The organism is Chryseobacterium piperi, from assembly GCF_002285635.2.
GTDB lineage: Bacteria > Bacteroidota > Bacteroidia > Flavobacteriales > Weeksellaceae > Chryseobacterium > Chryseobacterium piperi.
Window position 1 is genome coordinate 641,972 of record NZ_CP023049.2, and the last position, 19,134, is coordinate 661,105.

Annotated in this window: 16 protein-coding genes; 4 read left to right on the top strand and 12 right to left on the bottom strand. The window is 35.7% G+C overall.

All coding sequences use genetic code 11. The annotated features are described in order from the left end of the window. The first annotated feature begins 103 nt into the window (after nucleotides 1–103). The gene (locus tag CJF12_RS02830; protein WP_034681822.1) at nucleotides 104–901 is read left to right on the top strand and encodes a class I SAM-dependent methyltransferase; all 798 of its coding nucleotides are present in this window, start codon (nucleotides 104–106) and stop codon (nucleotides 899–901) included. Between the two features lie 47 nt (nucleotides 902–948). On the opposite strand, the gene CJF12_RS02835 is transcribed toward CJF12_RS02830, so the two are convergent. The 3 genes from CJF12_RS02835 to CJF12_RS02845 form a co-directional block, all read right to left on the bottom strand. Beyond that, nucleotides 949–1,185 carry a YtxH domain-containing protein gene (locus tag CJF12_RS02835; protein WP_034681818.1) on the bottom strand — a complete coding sequence of 79 codons (237 nt, stop codon included), beginning with the start codon at nucleotides 1,183–1,185 and terminating at the stop codon, nucleotides 949–951. Between the two features lie 97 nt (nucleotides 1,186–1,282). Then, nucleotides 1,283–2,125 (bottom strand): isoaspartyl peptidase/L-asparaginase, encoded by an 843-nt coding sequence (locus CJF12_RS02840; RefSeq protein WP_034681815.1) that lies wholly within the window; start codon nucleotides 2,123–2,125, stop codon nucleotides 1,283–1,285. Nucleotides 2,126–2,239: 114 nt separating this feature from the next. Beyond that, on the bottom strand, nucleotides 2,240–3,127 hold the full coding sequence (locus CJF12_RS02845; protein ID WP_034682012.1) for a cyanophycinase: 888 nt from the start codon (nucleotides 3,125–3,127) through the stop codon (nucleotides 2,240–2,242). Between the two features lie 203 nt (nucleotides 3,128–3,330). Here CJF12_RS02845 and cphA point away from each other — a divergent pair, with 203 nt between their 5' ends. Then, entirely contained in the window at nucleotides 3,331–5,958 is a 2,628-nt protein-coding gene (cphA, locus tag CJF12_RS02850) for a cyanophycin synthetase (protein ID WP_034682008.1), read from the top strand. A 45-nt stretch (nucleotides 5,959–6,003) separates the two neighbouring features. Here cphA and CJF12_RS02855 read toward each other — a convergent pair whose 3' ends face one another. From CJF12_RS02855 to CJF12_RS02895, 9 genes are all read right to left on the bottom strand, one after another. Then, the gene (locus CJF12_RS02855; RefSeq protein WP_034681814.1) at nucleotides 6,004–6,462 is read right to left on the bottom strand and encodes a hypothetical protein; all 459 of its coding nucleotides are present in this window, start codon (nucleotides 6,460–6,462) and stop codon (nucleotides 6,004–6,006) included. A 26-nt stretch (nucleotides 6,463–6,488) separates the two neighbouring features. Next, entirely contained in the window at nucleotides 6,489–7,673 is a 1,185-nt protein-coding gene (locus tag CJF12_RS02860; protein WP_034681811.1) for a hypothetical protein, read from the bottom strand. An 80-nt stretch (nucleotides 7,674–7,753) separates the two neighbouring features. Next, the gene (locus CJF12_RS02865; RefSeq protein WP_034681809.1) at nucleotides 7,754–8,587 is read right to left on the bottom strand and encodes a type 1 glutamine amidotransferase; all 834 of its coding nucleotides are present in this window, start codon (nucleotides 8,585–8,587) and stop codon (nucleotides 7,754–7,756) included. Between the two features lie 31 nt (nucleotides 8,588–8,618). Further along, nucleotides 8,619–9,737 (bottom strand): carboxylate-amine ligase, encoded by a 1,119-nt coding sequence (locus tag CJF12_RS02870; RefSeq protein WP_034681808.1) that lies wholly within the window; start codon nucleotides 9,735–9,737, stop codon nucleotides 8,619–8,621. Nucleotides 9,738–9,770: 33 nt separating this feature from the next. Then, a complete protein-coding gene (locus tag CJF12_RS02875) occupies nucleotides 9,771–10,724 on the bottom strand; it encodes an ATP-grasp domain-containing protein (protein ID WP_034681806.1) in 954 nt (317 codons plus the stop codon). Nucleotides 10,725–10,775: 51 nt separating this feature from the next. Then, a complete protein-coding gene (locus CJF12_RS02880; RefSeq protein ID WP_034681804.1) occupies nucleotides 10,776–11,489 on the bottom strand; it encodes an alpha/beta hydrolase-fold protein in 714 nt (237 codons plus the stop codon). Nucleotides 11,490–11,681: 192 nt separating this feature from the next. Next, nucleotides 11,682–12,899, bottom strand: coding sequence for an ATP-grasp domain-containing protein (locus CJF12_RS02885; RefSeq protein WP_034681802.1), 1,218 nt, complete (start codon nucleotides 12,897–12,899; stop codon nucleotides 11,682–11,684). Between the two features lie 140 nt (nucleotides 12,900–13,039). Further along, nucleotides 13,040–14,455: a M17 family metallopeptidase gene (locus CJF12_RS02890; RefSeq protein WP_034681799.1), complete on the bottom strand. Its 1,416-nt coding sequence runs from the start codon at nucleotides 14,453–14,455 to the stop codon at nucleotides 13,040–13,042. Nucleotides 14,456–14,461: 6 nt separating this feature from the next. After that, nucleotides 14,462–15,583, bottom strand: a complete 1,122-nt coding sequence (locus CJF12_RS02895; RefSeq protein ID WP_034681797.1) for an alpha/beta hydrolase-fold protein — start codon at nucleotides 15,581–15,583, stop codon at nucleotides 14,462–14,464. A 180-nt stretch (nucleotides 15,584–15,763) separates the two neighbouring features. Between CJF12_RS02895 and glgB the strand changes: the two genes are divergently transcribed. Both glgB and CJF12_RS02905 read left to right on the top strand, forming a co-directional pair. Further along, complete coding sequence (gene glgB, locus CJF12_RS02900; RefSeq protein WP_034681795.1) at nucleotides 15,764–17,713, top strand: 1,4-alpha-glucan branching protein GlgB; 1,950 nt, start codon at nucleotides 15,764–15,766, stop codon at nucleotides 17,711–17,713. A 2-nt stretch (nucleotides 17,714–17,715) separates the two neighbouring features. Continuing rightward, the gene (locus tag CJF12_RS02905) at nucleotides 17,716–19,122 is read left to right on the top strand and encodes a glycogen synthase (protein ID WP_034681793.1); all 1,407 of its coding nucleotides are present in this window, start codon (nucleotides 17,716–17,718) and stop codon (nucleotides 19,120–19,122) included. Nucleotides 19,123–19,134: the final 12 nt, after the last annotated feature.

The following is a 19,134-nucleotide window of genomic DNA, read 5'->3' on the forward strand; positions in this document are numbered from 1 at the left end:
TATATTTACCGTTAGATATAAACGATAAAAGATGTTTGTAGATTTTCTATTAAAAAATTAGTATTAAAAATTATATTTGATAAAAAATAAATAGCCATTAATCATGGAAAATTACTTAGAAATTAATAAAAACTCATGGAATGCCAAAGTAGATCCCCATTTGAAATCAGACTTTTATTTTGTTGATGAATTCTTAAAAGGAAAAAATTCACTCAATTCAATTGAGCTGGATCTCTTGGGTGATATCAAAGGAAAAAGCATTTTGCATTTACAATGTCATTTCGGGCAAGACTCTATTTCTTTGTCGAGGCTGGGTGCGAAAGTTACAGGAATAGATTTGTCTGATAAAGCAATTGAAACTGCAATTAATCTTGCGAAACAATGTGAAACGGATACCCAATTTATCTGTTCAGATGTTTATGATCTTCCTAATCATCTGAATGAACAATTTGATATTGTTTTTACAAGCTATGGCACAATAGGCTGGCTTCCGGATCTTGAAAAGTGGGCTCATGTGGTTAATCATTTCCTAAAGCCTGAAGGAAAGTTTGTGATGGCCGAATTTCATCCTGTAGTCTGGATGTTTGATGATGATTTCAAAGAAGTAAGCTATAATTATTTTAATGAAAAACCAATCATTGAAACCTATGAAGGAACTTATGCTGATCTTTCAGCATCTATTGTCCAGGAATATGTAATGTGGAATCACTCTCTGGCGGAAGTTCTTCAGAATTTAATTAACAAAAAGTTAAACATAGAACATTTTAGGGAGTTTGACTGGTCACCTTATCCTTGTTTTAAGCATGTAGAAGAATTTGAAAAAGGGAAATGGAGAATATCCCAGTTTGGAAATAAAATACCTCTGGTATATGCTCTTTCTGCGCAAAAAAAGTCATCGTAATAAATATTACGATGACTTTCTATATATGAATGTTAAAAAAACTAGTATTAACTCAAAGAATCTTCAGCTTTTGTTTTTGCTTCGTTTACTTTGCCCTCAACTTGAGAAGCTACATCATTTGCTTTAGTTTTAATATCATTTCCCCACTTGTTAAGGTTATCCTTAGCAGTGTTGATCTTATCTTTTACAGCTTGTTGTTCTTCCGGAGTTGATTTCTTATACTTCCAGTAAGCTAAAGCACCTAAACCTAATAAAGCTAATAATCCATTTGTTTTATTTCCCATGATTTCTATTTTTTTAAATTAATATTAAAAATTTGTTGTTTAATATCATGTAAAATACGTGCCAAAAAAAAGATTATAATGATAAAAAAATGTTAAATTAATTGAAAACCTCAAAATTTTCTCCATCAAAACTTGCAAAAACCATGGTTGGATAAGAATCTTGATGATACATATTCCCATTTTTATCAATAGCAATGGCCCCTGCGAAACCATCGATTGTTTTTAATTCATCAAAAGTTTTATGGAACGCATTTTCCAGATTCATTCCATCGGTAACTCTTGTTACTATTTTTGTTGCAGTAGCATTGCTTACAATATCTTCTCCCACTCCCGTACAGCTTACAGCACAAAACGAGTTGGCATAGTTACCGGCAACTGTAGCCGAATCAGAAATTCTTCCCGGAATTTCGAAGCCTTTTCCACCAGTAGAAGTGGCAACTGCCAATTTCCCAATCTTATCAATGGCAACACAGCCTACCGTACCTTTTCCTCCATTATGCAGCTTGGCTTCATACTCTCTTCTTCTCTGAGTAATTTCAGTAGAAAAATTTTCAAAGCCATGTTCTGAAGCATAGTTTTTGGCCCCGCTTCCTCCTAAAACTCTGTCATCTTCTTTAATTAATTCTTTAGCAACAAAAATTGGGTTTTTGACATCCTGAATATTGATAACACCACTTAATTTTTGTGTTTCTCCATCCATAATGGCTGCACTCATTCGTATAACCCCATCACTTTGAATTTGAGAACCAATTCCCGCATTGTATAGTTCATCATCCTCCAAAAGAGAAACGGCATACGCGACAGTGTCAAATGCAGAATGAGACTGCAGGTATTCAAAAGCCTTTCGGGCTATATCTTTTAAAGAATTTTGTTTGGCAACTTTTACTTCGTGGCTTTGATCACTTTCTGAAAAGAAACCGCCGTGAACTATTATTTTCATATTAATTTGGTTGATAGTTGATAGTTGATAGTTGATAGTTGATAGTTGTGAGCAATAAGGGTAAAGAAGAATTAAATATACTTAAAACTCCCTCTTAACTACTCCCTCAACTTATTATTTATCTTGTGGAATCGGATTAAATTGAGAGTTTTCTATTGTTAATGTCTTAGTGATAAGGTCATAATGGTCATTCATAGACATCACATGCACTGTTAAATTGTCTATAGAAATAGGCTCTCCTAAATTGATATTTGTAAGATTGGTATCTTTGATAAACCGGCCGTCAACAATAATCACAAGACCTGAACCTACGGCAGTCATTACGTCGTTATGAATAAATAAACCTGTATCTTCTCCTAAACCTATTCCTAAAGTTCGCGGATTATTGACAACAGCCTGGAACAAACGTCCGATTCTGCCTCTCTGTACAAAATGTGTATCAATAATAACATTATCAATTAAACCTAAGCCTTGAGTAGTTTTGATTTCTCCTTTTAATAATGCTTCAGAACTGCTTCCCTGATAAATCATATTTTCGGATGCAGCGGCGGCTCCGGCAGAAGTACCGGAATAGATAAAATCCTGCTCCTGATATTTCAGAAGAATGGTATCATGAAATCTTGTTCCACCAAGAATCGAGGTTAGCCTTAGCTGGTCTCCACCGGTAAACATGACTACATCAGCAGCATTAGCCCTGGCTACCATTGCGTCAGAATTAGCCTCTTCACGATTATGGATGTCAAGGATATTTACATTTTTAGCACCTAAAAATTCAAATGCTTTTTTATATTCTGTACCTACAATTTGAGGAATTTGTGAAGCGGTTGTTACCACTTCAATGACAGAGTCTTCTTTTAGTTTAGATTCATTAATAATCTTTCTTAAAATGCCTCTTTCGAAAAAATTGAGGTTTTTTTCAATGTTCTGATCGTAATCGTTTTCTGCAAAACTTCCTTTGTTTACAGCGCCTCCGATAACAATTAATTTTCCAACAGGTTTCATCATAGTATGCAAATTTAAAAAATAATTAATATTTGACGAAATAACATTGACATTTAAAGTTGATTTTGAGGATTTTAAGATTGTTAAGGATATTTATATTTTTTTTAAGAAATCTTTAAATGGGCTATGGTTTTGTTTATGCTTTTACATTATCTTTGATTTTAGAAGATGTTATTATTAATCAAGAAAAGCGAGAATTGACTATGAAAATTGAGAAGATACAGGCTTTGCGCGGCCCCAATATTTGGAGCATTAGACGGAAGAAGCTGATACAGATGAGGTTGGATCTTGAAGAGATGGAAAGTTTTCCTACCAATAAAATTGATGGCTTCAGAGAACGGATAGAGAAAATGCTCCCTTCTTTGATCACTCATCGATGTTCGGAAGGAGTACACGGAGGCTTTTTTCATAGAGTAGAAACAGGTACCTGGATGGGACATGTGATTGAACATATTGCACTGGAAATTCAAACCTTAGCAGGAATGGATACCGGATTTGGGAGAACACGTGAAACAAAAACTCCGGGAGTGTATAATGTTGTTTTTGATTATATCGAAGAAAATGCGGGAATTTATGCAGCAGAAGAAGCTGTGAAAATTGCCGAAGCATTAATTGAAGGAAGAGACTATGACATCAACCATTGCATTCATACCTTGAAGGAGATCCGTGAAAGGGTTCGTTTAGGTCCATCCACAGGAAGTATTGTAGAAGAAGCCGTTTCGAGAAAGATTCCATGGATACGCTTAGGAACCAATTCTTTGGTACAGTTGGGATATGGAATTAATCAGCAAAGATTTCAGGCTACGATTACCGGAAAAACAAGCTCCATTGCTGTTGATATTGCATGCAATAAAGAATTGACAAAAAGAATGCTTCATGATGCTGCTATTCCGGTTCCTATCGGAGAGCTGGTCATTAATGAAGAAGAATTAGATTTGGTCATCAAAAAAATCGGATATCCTATAGTTCTGAAACCATTGGATGGAAACCATGGAAAAGGCTCTTCCATTAATGTCAATGATTGGGAAAGTGCTAAAATAGGATTGGAGCATGCCCAGAAGTATTCCAAAAAGACTATTGTAGAAAGATATATTACAGGATATGATTTCAGAGTCCTGGTCATCAACAATAAAATGGTTGCAGCAGCAAGGAGGGTTCCTGCTCATATTGTTGGAGACGGAGAATTGAATATCCAGGAGTTGATAAATAAGGAAAATGAAGATCCAAGAAGGGGATATGGACATGAAAATGTTTTAACTGAAATAGAAGTTGATAAGGATACTTTGGAGCTGCTAGAAAAGCTTCAGTATACCCTGGAAACGATTCCCCAGAAAGGAGAAGTTGTTTATTTAAAATCAACAGCTAATCTATCGACGGGAGGAACTTCTATCGATGTAACTGATATGGTTCATCCTGAAAACATAACAATGGCCGAAAGAATATCTAAAATTATTGGATTGGATGTTTGCGGAATTGATATTATGGCGGAGAATCTTACACAACCTCTTAAGGAAAGTGGTGCTGCTATTATTGAAGTAAATGCAGCTCCGGGGTTCAGAATGCATCTGGCTCCGAGTGAGGGCCTTCCAAGAAATGTTGCAGCTCCTGTAGTGGATATGCTGTATCCGCAGGGAAAACCATTTACGATTCCAATTATAGCGGTAACAGGAACGAACGGAAAGACGACCACCACAAGATTAATCTCCCATATCGTTAAAAATAACGGATATAGAGTAGGCTTTACAACATCTGATGGTATTTATATTCAGAATACAATGCTTACTAAAGGAGATACTACAGGTCCGCTTTCTGCAGAGTTTGTTTTAAAAGATCCAACCGTGGAATTTGCGGTTCTGGAAACGGCAAGAGGTGGGATTTTACGTTCCGGATTAGGCTTTTCTCAGTGTGATATCGGTGTTTTGACCAACATTAAAGAGGACCATTTGGGTATGAATGATATTCACAACCTGAAAGATCTTACTAAAGTAAAAAGGGTAGTTCTTGATAGTGTAAAGAAAAACGGATGGAGTGTGATGAATGCTGATGATGAGTATTCTATGAGAATCGTTAATGATCTTGACTGTAATGTTGCTATTTTCAGTTTGGATGAGAATAACCCATACATCAAGAAATTCGCAAAAGAGGGTAAAATTACCTGTGTTTGTGAAGAAGGTTTTGTAACGATTAAAAAAGGAGACTGGAAGATCAGGATAGGGCGTGCTAAAGACTTTCCGATTACCATGGAAGGAAAAGCAAGATTTATGATCGCCAATGTTTTGGCTGCAAGTTTAGCTTGCTACTTGTATGGTTTCGGGATTGAAGATATTTCGAATTCTTTAAGAACATTTATTCCAAGTGCGCAGCTGACTCCGGGAAGATTAAATATTTTTAAATTTAAAAACTTTAAGGTGCTGATTGATTTTGCCCACAATCCTGATGGATATGAGGCGATTGAAGATTATCTTAAAAACATAGAATCTACGAAGAAAATAGGGATTATTTCAGGAGTGGGAGACCGAAGAGATGAGGACATTAGATTATGTGGCAAAATTGCAGGAAGAATGTTTGATTACATCATTATCAGAAATGAAAAACATCTTAGAGGAAGAAAAGAAGAAGAAATCAATGGATTGATCATAGACGGAATTAATGAAGCAGGCAGAGACGTAAGCTATGAGATTATTCCTAAAGAAATTGAAGCATTAAAGCATGCTATGGGTATGGCTGAAGAAGGTACCTTTATTACTGCTCTCAGCGATGTTATTTCCAATGCGATAGACCTAGTACAAGAATACCAGGCTAAAGAACTGCTTGAAGATGACAAAATTTAATTGAGAATATAAATAAAAAAAACCTCCGATCGGAGGTTTTTTTATTTATAAGATGTTCCAGTTTTTTTCAATATCCCTCATTTTTAATAAGTAAAAGTATAAAGGAATTAACTCCATTCTAAGTGTAAAGTTGATATTTGAATTAGTGAAAGGAATAATGACCATCATGATGGTACAGACGGCAATACCTACTATAGCATCAATGATTGCAGCTTTTGGAGCCCATTTTTCTTCAAACCAAAGTCCATAAGCAACAATGCCTTTAAAAATTAATAGAACACAAATAATAAAACCAGGTATGCTGTAAGGATGATAGGCTTGGATTCCATAAATTGATAAGGAAACATTAGTTAGGAAAAATCCGGAAATTAATATCAAAGCGGCTACAGATCCACCAATTAAAAATAACCAGGTGAATATTTTAATCCATACCGGTAATAAATCACGCCTTCTTGCAGGATTGTTTTTTACATCAAATTCTTCAAAAGCAGAGTTTTGTTCCATAAATATATTTTAGTTTTTAATTAGTTTTACATCTCTCCAAAGAACACATTAGAGCTTCCAATCCAGATGGCATCTTTTTTATTGAAATCCACATTTACCATAGCAGCTTTTGTCATTCTTCCCAGGTTTTCCAGTAGAATAGGGCGGTCATCATTTTCCCTCCAGATATAGAGTAGGCGAACTTCAGCTTTTGAAAACTCTCCGTTGATATCTTCAAAAATGGGCTCATAATTCACCTTTTTTTGTAAAATATAATTTTCTTTGTCCTTGATTGCATTGGTAATTTCTTCTGTAGGGTTTAGGTTAACTCCACTACCGGCAAAAGAGAATAGAGGTTTCAAAACATAATTATCGAGATTCTCATTTTCAGGAAACTCATGTAAGAAATAGCTTTTAGGAACAAATTGGTGCTGAAGAAGAGGAAGCAAGAACTTCGAAATTTTAAAAAACCAGTTAGGGTGCGTAACCCATTTTACATCCACTTCTTCACGAAAATCAAACGAAGTAGTAAGATCAGGAATTTTATCCAGTTCATCAAAAATAACCCGGTTATAAATTCGTTTTATTTCAATGAGTGATCCATTATTCTCATAATATAGTTTTCTTCCTTCCTTCTTTATTTGAGTCAGACAGACTGTTTTTATGCCTAAAAGTTTTTCTGTAAGAGCAAAGTCAATAGCTGTTTTTTGTTTTTCGGGAAAAATTTCCAGGAGAATTACATTTTCAGGATTTTCGTCATTGACGATTAATTCTTTTAGATAAGTTGTAAAGTCATCAAAAGACATAGGGCTTCTAATCTCTGAAAGAAAAGGGTAGACTTCACAAAATGTATTTTCAAAAGCCTTTTGAAAAGCATAAAGGGAAGGAAATGCCTGAAGTTCTATTAGCTGAGGTTCTATTTCTCCATTCTCACTTTTACAGATACCAAAATCAATGGTAAAAAAATGAGGTTGATCTGTATCATTAGGAACTCTGCAGTTTTCTGGAATGGCTTTTTGAAGTATTTCAGAAGGAAGAGCTTTGATCTGGTCAATAATACTTTCACTGGCATCAACAAGTTTACGTTCAAACTCTTTAGTAAGAAATAAGGGACTTTCCGAAACTCTGAATGAGGTTTCAAGACCGCTTTTTTGTTTTAAAATATCTTTAAGCTGGGTGTATTTTTCAGGTGAAAAGTCCCGGTTAAACTGTTTTCTATATTTTGGGATCATATTTTTTTTCTTTGTGATTTTAAAAAATCGAGCAATTTTGCTCGATTTATATAGGTGTAATTATTTCAATATTATTAAGCTTATGCCATCGCCTCAGCTCTTTTCAAAATATTCTTTCTTGCAAATTGTAAAAACCTTGGAAGTATCTGAGATCGTGTAAGGATGATTTTATCTTCATCATCAATTCTATCTAACGTTTCCAGATATTTTTCCATTCCGAAATTTTCAATCATGGCTTCTTTGTTCTTTTCATCCTTTAGATTCTCAATTATACTGTCTGAGTTGGCTTCCGGATGAAATTGAGTTCCGAAAATTTCTTCTGAAAAGCGAACAGCCATTACTGCTCTTTCCAGATCTATATGAGGGCGGAACTTTTCTATAGCCATAATTTTCATTCCTAATTCTTCAAAACGCTCATGATCCGGCTCAATGAACTGAAATGATCTTGAATCAACTCCATAAAAAGGATCTGCCAGGTTTTTGAATAAAAACTCTTTCTGGCCATCTTCCGTTTTGTGAATAGGCATTACTCCAAAAGAGAAAGATTTTCTTGGACAGATATTTCCTAAATTCCAATGAATACTCGCTATTTGGAATGAGTGGCAGATTAAAAACAGATATTTTTTATCATCACTATGCTGATTATGCAGATATACAGAATCTAAAAAACGGGCATATTCTGTTTCCCACTCCAAACCCTCTTTATGTGGAGTTCCCGGACCTCCTGACGAAATAAAAATGTCAAAATCATCTGCATTGGGAATTTCATTTTTATACCTTACATCAAAGATCTGAATGCTTACATTTTCCTCACAACTCTGCTGAAAGGCTTCAGAAATTTCTTTAATGTTTCTAAATCCCTGATTGACATGATTGTTATTCATATCCAGCAAAGCGATCTTAATATCTTTCATACTTCATATTTTTTACAAAGTTATCAAAATATTATGATATGGATTCTCCGTGAGTGATACCATATTCTGTTTCAGAAATCATATAATCCACTACTTTTGTAAGATCTCCGGTCTCTCTAAAAATCTGAAGCTGTCGATCAGCTCCGGTACCGTTTTCTAATATTTTCCATGCATATTCGACTTCATTTCTACAGCCCAGATCATCCACAACATCATCTATAAATTCAAGAAGTTCTTTTAATAAATCTGGATAAGGAACAGATTCTTCCTTACCAAAATCGATAAGGTGAGAATGAATGCCATCCTTAGAAGCACGCCATTTATTCTCATTGAGTAATAACCTTCTATAGCTTCTGAAACTTAAATTCTGTTGATGAAGTTTATAAATTTTAGCCACAAGGCTTTGCATGATGGCCGCCAAACAGACTGTTTCATCAATTCTTAATGGCATATCACAGATTCTGAATTCAATTGTAGGGTAGAATGGATGCACCCGCAGATCCCACCAGATTTTTTTAGCATTATCAATAGTCCCGGTTTTGATAAGAAGATCTACATAGCTGTCAAATTCAGATAATGAATTAAAATAGCTGGGAATCCCGGTTCTTGGAAATTTCACAAAAATTTCTTGCCTGTAGGATTTAAATCCGGTATCTCTCCCGATCCAAAAAGGAGAATTAGTTGATAATGCGTAAACGTGAGGAAGGAAATAACGCATGATGTTCTGAATTCTTACGCCTTCTTCCCGGTTGGGTATACCTATATGGACGTGTAGCCCGAAAATAAGATTTTCTCTGGCAACGTCACCCATGTCGTCAACAATCTTGACATATCTTTCCCCTTGTGTAATGGAATTATCCGACCAATGTGAAAACGGATGGGTTCCGCCTCCTGATACTCTGAGTCCCTGCTCATGAGCAGTATTGATAAGATGTCTTCTTAAGTTGGTCAGCTCAGTTCTTGCATCCTGAATATTCTGACAGATGCCTGTTTCCATTTCAATCATGGATTCATGCATCTCATGCTTTAAGTTTTCACTTAAAACAGCTTTACCACCTTCAATAATTTTCGAAACATGAGAGATAAGATCTCTGCTCTCAACATCAATAATTTGATATTCTTCTTCGATTCCTATAGTAAACTGATGCATTTTTTGTGTTTTTTTATATTCTCTTTCAATGGCTTATCTCACCGAATCTTTTACAAAATTCCCCCAGGAAATATTAGGTTTTCCAGGTATGTACTCTTTAGCTTTTTCAACCGCAAACTTTGCAGCATGCTCTACAATCCAGGCGAAGTTTTCTTCTCCCACAGAGTTTCTGTCGGCATCAGGTGCCGGATTACAAAAATCTATTGCATAAGGAATTCCGTCTCGTACTGCAAATTCTACTGTATTGAAATCATATCCTAATGCTTCATTCATGGTAATGGTATAATCATGAATTGTTTTTAATAGCTTTTTTAATTCTTCTCCTTCTGTTTGGTGAGTCGTTGCATATCTCAAATGAGGCTCATTTCTTGGCTCATAAGGCATAATATGGACATATTTTTTCCCAAGACAGTATACTCTGTAATAGTCATCAAAAATAATTTCTTCCTGAACCATCATGACAAGTTGTTCAGTTTCTCCTAATTTATTCCATAAATCTTCGGGACTATCCACCCTGTATACATTTCTCCAGCCACCTCCGTCATGAGGTTTCATATAAGCCGGAAATCCTACGTAATCGAAGATATATTCCCAATCATGAGGAAATTTTAAATTTCTAAATGATGTTTCCGATGTATTGGTTGGCCTTTCATGTGATGGTAATAAAACGGTTTTTGGAAGTGGAATTCCTAGTTTTATCATCAGGGCATTATTGAAAAATTTTTCATCAGCACTCCACCAGAACGGATTATTGATTACATAGGTTCCGTTCAAAGCTGCGTTTTTAAGATAAGCTCTGTAAAAGGGGACATCCTGAGAAATTCTGTCTATAATTACAGCATATCCATAATCAGCACCCTGTTCCAGCTTATCAATATGTACAGGTTCTGCTATAATTTCTCCACCTCCCAGCTCATTGACTTTATCAATGAATGCCCAGGGAAACGTGTCCTCCATACCGAATAGAATTCCCACTTTTTTTGCCATAATTTTTGTTTTTTAGTGTTTTTTTATATTAATATCTGATCATTTCTCATTTTATGAGAAAAAAGCACCAATGAACTTTGGGAAAACCATCCTCCAAAGGGGCCAGTCGTGATTGATCCATTTTCTCTCATCATACCAGTAATCGATTCCTTTCGACTGTAATATCGCAGCCATTTCCAGATTTTTATCTTTACAGATATCCTGATCTGAAGTACTTAATACGATATGCATATGCTTATATTTCCATGCTTCATCATATTTTACAAACTCTTTAGGACAGTTGAAGTATACCAGATCATCTGAATAGCCATCCATGAAATTTCTGATACTGAATGCCCCCGAAAGGCAAAACAGGTGAGATACAACATCCGGAAACCTAAAGGCAAAGTTAGCAGCATGATATCCTCCGAAACTCGCTCCTGCCACCGCTACACGATGGGTATTATGAAGTTTCTGAATGTAAGGAACATACTCCTGAATCAAAAACTGTACATATTTCTCATAATTTTTTATTCTTTGCTCTGGAGAAATAGCATTGTCATAGAATGTCCAGCTGTCTATGGTCTGGATATTATAAAGCTTTACTTTTCCCTGTTCTACAAACCAATTGATACTTCCGTTAAGATGAAAATCATGATTCTGAGTGTATTGCCCCTGAGACGTAGGGAACATAATGATCGGATATCCGTAATGTCCGGTTACTTCTACTTTAATACTTATTCCTAATATGTTTGAATAATAATCAGTATGTTCTATCTGTGGCATTTTTCTTAATTGGTTTTTATTGTTTCATTTGGGCTTATATAACTGGTGTCAATTAAATAATTCAATTGTCTTTTAGTTGATCATGTCTACCGCATTGCATTGATTTCCTGTAAGCCTGATATTGAATAAACTATTAATTGTTAAGTTAAATAAATATATATGATTTTTGAATATCATTACTTCATATGAAATTTATGAACTTGGTTTTCCATTACTTTTAGGCGGGAGGATGTTAAGCATCCCTGCATAGATTTTTTCGGCTGTGCTATCCAATCGTTCTTGTATGATTTCCGGTTTGCCAGATTTGTATACAATTCCTACGTGATAATCTATTGGCAAAAACTTGACCACTTCTTCACATTCGAAATCATTATAATCAGGCTGCTGGTCTTTTATGAGCGCAATGATTAGTCCTGAATAATATTCTGCAGGTTTTGAAATGGTATAACTTTTCGATCTTAATAATGAATCCTCAATTTTTGCCCACTCTCTCCAGATATTGATATTACTGGAAGCTTCAACCAAATCAGGAATATGGGCACCACCAACCCGTGATGATGTTTCCAGGAAATACCATTGTCCATCATCCTTACTTCGGATAAACTCAGTATGAGTAGCTCCGTTAAGGAGCCCGAAATGAGACAGAACTTTAGCATTAGCCTCTTTAAGAGATTTAAATTCATCAGAATTTTTTCCTAAAGTTTTTGTTCTGAAGACTCCTCCTTCGTGAGAGACCTCCATTGGGGGGGCAAGATATTTTGATGCTGAAGTAAAGACTATTTCTTTATTGAATGTTAAACTGTCAACATGATAAACATCGCCGGGCTTAAAGCTTTCCAATAAGAAGAGATGACGTTCTTCACCCAACGCATTCAATGCCTCCCAGAGTTGGTCTTTTGTCGTAATCTTTTTTATTCCTGAAGCCGAAGCTTCTGACCGGGGTTTTAGAACCCATGGTGCGGGGATCTTGTCAATAAACGCATTCACTTCATCATTATTAAAAACGGGAGTGAATTCCGGGACATTGATACCTGAGTCTTTGGCTTTCTGCCTCATGGCCAGTTTATCTCTGAAATACCGATGGGTAGTCTGTCCCATTCCCGGAATACGGAAAGTTTCCCTGATTAATGCTGCTTTTTCTACATCATAATCATCAAGAGCAACTACTGCATCCACTTTTCGGGTTTGCATCAAATGCGAGAACCCTTGAATTAGATGATCAAGATTCCATACAGACGGCTTTAATTCGGGCATATAAAATACCTCATCAATAGCATGCCATGGCCAATTCTTTTCCTTAATGTTTTCCGATGTAATCAAGATTATTTTATTACCGAGCTTCTTCATTTCATCCATGAAATCATAGCCCTTGTAATAGCACGAAATACATACTATAATTTTCTCCTCCATACAGTGTTTTTTAGTTTTTGATAGATTTTCAAAAATAAAAGCAAAACTTTGTTGATTAATTAATATCAAAAGAGCATCATTGCTGTGATTTTGGGAATCTTAAATCAATTATACAGAGAAATTTTGTAATAAACTAATTTTTATCGATAATTTTCGATTAAATCGGCTAGCAACTGTACTCCAAAGCCTGTTGCCGCTTTTTCTTTGGCATATCCGACACTTCCGAAAGCTACTCCGGCAATGTCTAAGTGAGCCCATTTTGGATGGTCTTCAATAAATTGTTCTAAAAACTTTGCCGCGACAATACAGTCGCCAATCGGTTTCATCGAGATATTTTTTAAATCAGCTACGTCTGACTGTATATCTTCTTTCCAGATATCCCATAAGGGAAGATTCCATAGCCTTTGATTGGTTTTATCTCCGGCTTTGATTAAGGTATTTTTAAGTTCTTCGTTATTTGAAAACAGAGCTCCGCAGGTATCTCCAAACATTCTCACAGAACTGCCTGTTAGCGTTGCCAGATCAATAAGAAGATCTGTTTTGTAGTTCTTTGAAAGATAAGAAAGTGCATCTGCCAGGATCATTCTTCCTTCTGCATCTGTGTTTAGAACCTCAATTGTTTTTCCGTTATATGCAGTAATCACATCACTTGGCAGAAAAGCTTTTTCAGAGATCGCATTATCGGTAATAGGAAGAACAGCGATAATATTTACCGGCAACTGCATCTCTGAAGCATAAATTAAAGTGCCCAATACAGCTGTTGCGCCTCCCATATCAGACTTCATATAATGCATGTTGTCAGGGTTTTTTAAAGAGATTCCTCCAGTATCAAACAGGATACATTTTCCTACTAAACCAATGGTTTTAGCATTTTTTACTGATGTTTTGTATTCCAGGATCGTAAAAGCGGCATCGTAAACACTTCCCTGGTTTACGGAAAGATAGGCTCCAAGACCTAATTCTTCACACTTTTTTCTGTTGAAAACGGTATATTTTAGCTGATTCTTCTTGGCTAAATTTTTAAGATATAAGCTTAAAATATCTGTTTTTTTTAGATTCGCAGGCTTATTCAGCCAGTCCTGGCAGGCAGTCTGTCCGTTGGCTAATGCAATGGCCCGTTGACTGATAATATCCAGTTTTTTCTGGCTTAGATTTTCAAACTGAATTTCAAATTTAGCATTCCAGAATGGATGATTTTTTTCAAAAGGATAATGATAAGTACCTGTTAACAGGCCTTTCACAAATTCTTCAAATTGTTTTTCAGTGATGAAATCTGCCAAGACTAAAGTAGGAACAGCTTGTAATGTTTTCTTTTGTGTTTGTGAAAACTTTACGGCTACCTGCTGTATTTCAAAATCCTGGAATTCTGATTTTCCAAGGCCTATGAAATAAGTAACGGTTTCTTCATCAGTATTGATGAAGACCTCGTATTTCTTACCGCTGAAAAAAGTAGAAATATTTTTATTGAAATTATTATTTGTTTTTGCCCATTCTTCTTCTGTAAATAACTGAAAGATCTGGGTATATGCTTTATTTTTTTTATTGATTAGTTTCATAAATTTTTATTGTTTAATGCTTTTTTGTTGTGGAGTAACTTCTACCGGATTTTCTGTATTGTCATAGAAGAGCCATTCAATAGCTCTTGGAAATTCCTGAGACCAATAAAATTCACTGTGGGTACCTTCAGGATTGATATTGGTTTTAAATTCGAAATCAAATAGATTTTTTTTCTCCCATTTTTTTAAATATTCTTCAAAGACACGAATTCTTTTGACCATTTTAGAACCTTCCTGACCTCCGCCATACAAATATATTTTTGTTTTGAAAGGAACCCTAAAGTTCATCATTGGAAAATTATTGTTTGGCTCTACCCAGAGAGAAGGAGAGAATATCAGAAGTTTAGAATATACTTCAGGGTAAAGAAAGCCACTGTAAATACTTATTAAAGCACCCAGAGAGCTACCTCCGATTCCAGTGTTGTCCCTGTCTTTTTTAGTCCTGTAATTTTCATCGACAAAGGGTTTTAAGGTATCTGCAATGAAACGGATATACTTTTTGCCTTCAGAACCATTGGCAATATTATCATTATCGAATATGTATTCTTTGATTCTTTCAGCACTTCCATGTTCTATAGCAATGATGATAATATCGCCACGACCATATTCTGCAAGGATGGAAAGCTTTTTGTCAATCTCCCAGTTTCCGTATTGGCTTCCTTCATTGAATAAGTTTTGAGCATCCTGAAGATACAATACAGGATAACTTTTATTGGAAATGTAATAATCATAGGGAAGTAGCGCCCATACCTTACGGTATCTGTCCAATTGTGGAATGTAAAATTCTTCAGAGATCATTTCGACAATGGGAAAGAATTCGTCTTTAAAGGGCCCCCAGTTCAATCTCCATTGTTCTACAACATTATCCGTTGAACCTAATGATTTTTTTACTTTCCGGTTTGGGGTTATACTGCCGTATGGATCAAGTTCAACATTTTCCCAACCTCCTTTTGTAAACTTATATTCGATATCTTCAGGGAGTACATCGTCACTAATTTCGATAAAATAATTGCCTGGATCTGTTTGTTTAAGCTGATAGTTGCCGTCTTTGGGATTCCAGTTATTAAAATTTCCTGTTATGTATACAGTTCTATCGTCACTAATTGCAGTGTAAAGCTTAAACTTCATTATGTGTTTTTAAATTCTGATAAATTTATAAAAAAACTTTAGATATGGTTCATCCCAAATTTTATATATTTGATAGGAAGGTGGATGAAAGAACATATATAACAATTATTTGAATTTTAATTCATTGTTTCTAACAGTATTTTTCGTAGTTTCAAGGAATATAAAAATTAAATGTGCCTGATGAATTCGGTTAAAACATACACGCTTTTTACGGATCATGATGTTTATCTTTTTAAAGAGGGTAGGCATTATAAGCTCTACGATAAGTTCGGAGCACATTCCGTGATTAAAGATGGAATTCAGGGCGTTTATTTCTCTGTCTGGGCTCCCAATGCTAAAAAGGTTTCGGTGATCGGAAATTTTAACAGCTGGAATCACAAAGACCATATTCTGTATCCGCGCTGGGATGGTTCGGGAATCTGGGAAGGATTTATTTCCGGATTGACATGGGGAACCCTCTACAAGTATGCTGTTGAAACGGTTCATGGAGATATTTTAGAGAAAAGCGATCCTTATGCACTAAGCTGGGAACAGAACTTACAGGCTGCATCACTGGTATCTACCACATGGTATGAATGGAGTGATCAGAGCTGGATAAAGACCCGATGGAAAAATAATAGTTTGAAAGCTCCGATTTCAGTATATGAAATTCATTTAGGATCTTGGATAAGGGATACAGAGCGACCGGACGAGTTTTTAAACTATAGAGACATAGCTAGGAAGCTTGTGCCTTATTTAAAAGAAATGGGATTTACCCATGTAGAGTTTATGCCGGTAATGGAGTACCCTTATGACCCAAGCTGGGGATATCAGATTACAGGTTTTTATGCTGCAACATCGCGTTTCGGTTCTCCTCAGGATCTGATGTATTTAATCAACGAGCTTCATAAAAATGAGATTGGTGTTATTTTAGATTGGGTTCCTTCACACTTTCCGGGAGATGCCAATGGTTTGCACAAGTTTGATGGTTCTTTTTTATACGAACATGAAGATCCTAGAAAGGGCTTTCACCCTGACTGGAAATCATATATTTTCAATTACGGAAGAAATGAGGTGAAATCATTTTTAATTTCAAATGCCATGTTCTGGTTGGAAAGATATCATGTAGACGGATTAAGGGTGGATGCCGTAACATCTATGCTCCATCTGGATTATTCACGAAATGAGGGAGAATGGGAACCGAATATATACGGCGGGAATGTAAACCTTGAAGCAAAAGCTTTTTTACAGGAGTTTAACACGGCTGTTTATAAAGAGTTTGGAGATCATATTATAACCATTGCAGAGGAAAGTTCAGATTTTCCTATGTTGACAAAGCCTGTACATGATGGAGGAGTCGGTTTCGGAATGAAATGGATGATGGGCTGGATGCATGATACTCTGGATTATTTTAAATTGGATCCTATTCATAGAAAAAATAATCATCATAAGCTGACTTTTGCTTCGATGTACATGTATAACGAAAATTATATGATGCCTTTATCACATGATGAGGTAGTACACGGGAAAGCAAGTCTGATTTATAAAATGCCGGGTGATGAGTGGCAAAAGTTCGCAAATCTTCGTACATTGTATGTATATATGTATACTCATCCCGGAGCAAAATTGCTTTTTATGGGGGATGAGTTTGGGCAAACCAAAGAATGGAATTTCAGGCAAAGCCTGGATTGGCATCTGTTGCAATACCCTGTGCATAAAGGTTTACAGACTCTTGTTAAAGATTTGAATCATGTATACAGATATGAATCTGCTTTTTATGAAAATCAATTTCATCCGAATGGATTTGAATGGGTGGAAGCTGATGATCAGGCTAATTCTGTATATATCTATTTAAGAAAAGGGAAAAGAAAGGATGATATTTTTATGGTAATACTGAACCTCACTCCACGGGTTTTGGACTATAAAATCGGAATAGCTTCAGGGGCACATTGGGAAGTTATTTTTAACTCTGATGATGAACGATATAACGGAAGCGGGGTAGATCCCAAAATTCTTAAAGAAGAATATGAAGAATGGATGAATCATCCCAAATCAATGACGTTAACATTACCTCCGCTTGCGGGACTGATTTTAAAGCAGAAGAAGGATAAAAGATATAAATTACAAAGAATTAAATCATATAAAAGATAAAAATGGTTGTTTATCACTTGAGTACGGAATGTTATCCCGTAGCAAAAGTAGGAGGCTTGGCCGATGTTGTCGGAGCATTACCTAAATATCAGAATAAAATAAAAGGAGTAGATGCTAAAGTTGTAATGCCTTGGTATAATAAACCTTTTGTTTATGATCATGAGTTTGAGGTAGTTTTTGATGGTTTTATTCATCAGGGATCTCATATGCTTCAGGTACAGGTAATGAAGGAGAAAACAGATACTTTGGGATTTGAATTGTATATGGTGAAGATTCCGGGACTTTTAGATAGAGACAATCCTTATGGCTATCAGGATGAAAGTTTTCAGTTTTTAGCTTTCCAGCATGGTATTTTACATTGGCTGAGTGCTATGAAAATCAGGCCTGATGTTTTACATTGCCATGATTATCATACAGGATTAGTTCCTTTTATGGTTGAACACTGTCCTGAATTTGAGTTTTTAAAAGGAGTAAAAACCATTGGGACTATTCATAACGGGGAGTACCAGGGAGTGATGGATTGGAGTATGGCGAATTATATGCCTGCTTTTGATCGTTATAAATGGGGGCTTCTAGACTGGAATAAGCTTATTAATCCTCTGGCTTCTATGATTAAATGTTCTCATGCATTTACTACCGTTTCGGAAGGATACCTCGAAGAGCTGTATATCAGCTTCAGAGGGCTGGAAAGCCTGGTTCGTGAAGAGTTTGGAAAAGCCTACGGAATTATCAACGGGATTGATACAGAGGTGTGGAATCCTGAAACAGACCCAATGCTGGATTTTAATTTTGGTATTGAGAATGCAATTGAACAAAAGAAAAAGAACAAAGAGAAGCTTTGTAAAGAATATGGCTTAAAGCCAGAGCTTCCATTATTTGCTTTTATCGGCAGATTTGCAACTGAAAAAGGGGCAGACTTGTTACCAGATGTTGTATGGAGGAGTATCAAGCAGAGCTATGGAGCTTTAAATATTATGATTCTCGGCTCCGGAAACACCTATATCGAGAATATATTAAAAGAGTATGAGCACACGTACAGTAATTTTGCTTTGGATGTGGGATACAAAGAATATCTTTCTCATAAAATATATGCTTCGGCAGACTTTTTACTGATGCCTTCAAGGGTTGAACCTTGCGGACTTAACCAAATGTATTCCATGAGATACGGGACTATTCCTATTGTGAGATATACGGGAGGTTTGAGAGATACTGTGGAAGATATTTCCACTGGAGGAGCTGGACTGAATTTTACATATGCCGGTGTAGATGATGTGATTCATGCCATGAATCGAGGGGTGAGTATTTATAATCAGAAAAAGCTCATGGGAGATCTTATTGATGCGAATATGAGGTTCGATTTTGCATGGGAGAAATCAGCAGAAAAATATATAGCATTATATAATAAATAAAAAATATATTAA

Bases quoted from the DNA above. Each gene is read 5' to 3' on its own strand.
- CJF12_RS02830 (WP_034681822.1), top strand. From the start codon at position 104: ATGGAAAATTACTTAGAAATTAATAAAAACTCATGGAATGCCAAAGTA.
- CJF12_RS02835 (WP_034681818.1), bottom strand. From the start codon at position 1,185: ATGGGAAATAAAACAAATGGATTATTAGCTTTATTAGGTTTAGGTGCT.
- CJF12_RS02840 (WP_034681815.1), bottom strand. From the start codon at position 2,125: ATGAAAATAATAGTTCACGGCGGTTTCTTTTCAGAAAGTGATCAAAGC.
- CJF12_RS02845 (WP_034682012.1), bottom strand. From the start codon at position 3,127: ATGAAACCTGTTGGAAAATTAATTGTTATCGGAGGCGCTGTAAACAAA.
- cphA (WP_034682008.1), top strand. From the start codon at position 3,331: ATGAAAATTGAGAAGATACAGGCTTTGCGCGGCCCCAATATTTGGAGC.
- CJF12_RS02855 (WP_034681814.1), bottom strand. From the start codon at position 6,462: ATGGAACAAAACTCTGCTTTTGAAGAATTTGATGTAAAAAACAATCCT.
- CJF12_RS02860 (WP_034681811.1), bottom strand. From the start codon at position 7,673: ATGATCCCAAAATATAGAAAACAGTTTAACCGGGACTTTTCACCTGAA.
- CJF12_RS02865 (WP_034681809.1), bottom strand. From the start codon at position 8,587: ATGAAAGATATTAAGATCGCTTTGCTGGATATGAATAACAATCATGTC.
- CJF12_RS02870 (WP_034681808.1), bottom strand. From the start codon at position 9,737: ATGCATCAGTTTACTATAGGAATCGAAGAAGAATATCAAATTATTGAT.
- CJF12_RS02875 (WP_034681806.1), bottom strand. From the start codon at position 10,724: ATGGCAAAAAAAGTGGGAATTCTATTCGGTATGGAGGACACGTTTCCC.
- CJF12_RS02880 (WP_034681804.1), bottom strand. From the start codon at position 11,489: ATGCCACAGATAGAACATACTGATTATTATTCAAACATATTAGGAATA.
- CJF12_RS02885 (WP_034681802.1), bottom strand. From the start codon at position 12,899: ATGGAGGAGAAAATTATAGTATGTATTTCGTGCTATTACAAGGGCTAT.
- CJF12_RS02890 (WP_034681799.1), bottom strand. From the start codon at position 14,455: ATGAAACTAATCAATAAAAAAAATAAAGCATATACCCAGATCTTTCAG.
- CJF12_RS02895 (WP_034681797.1), bottom strand. From the start codon at position 15,583: ATGAAGTTTAAGCTTTACACTGCAATTAGTGACGATAGAACTGTATAC.
- glgB (WP_034681795.1), top strand. From the start codon at position 15,764: ATGAATTCGGTTAAAACATACACGCTTTTTACGGATCATGATGTTTAT.
- CJF12_RS02905 (WP_034681793.1), top strand. From the start codon at position 17,716: ATGGTTGTTTATCACTTGAGTACGGAATGTTATCCCGTAGCAAAAGTA.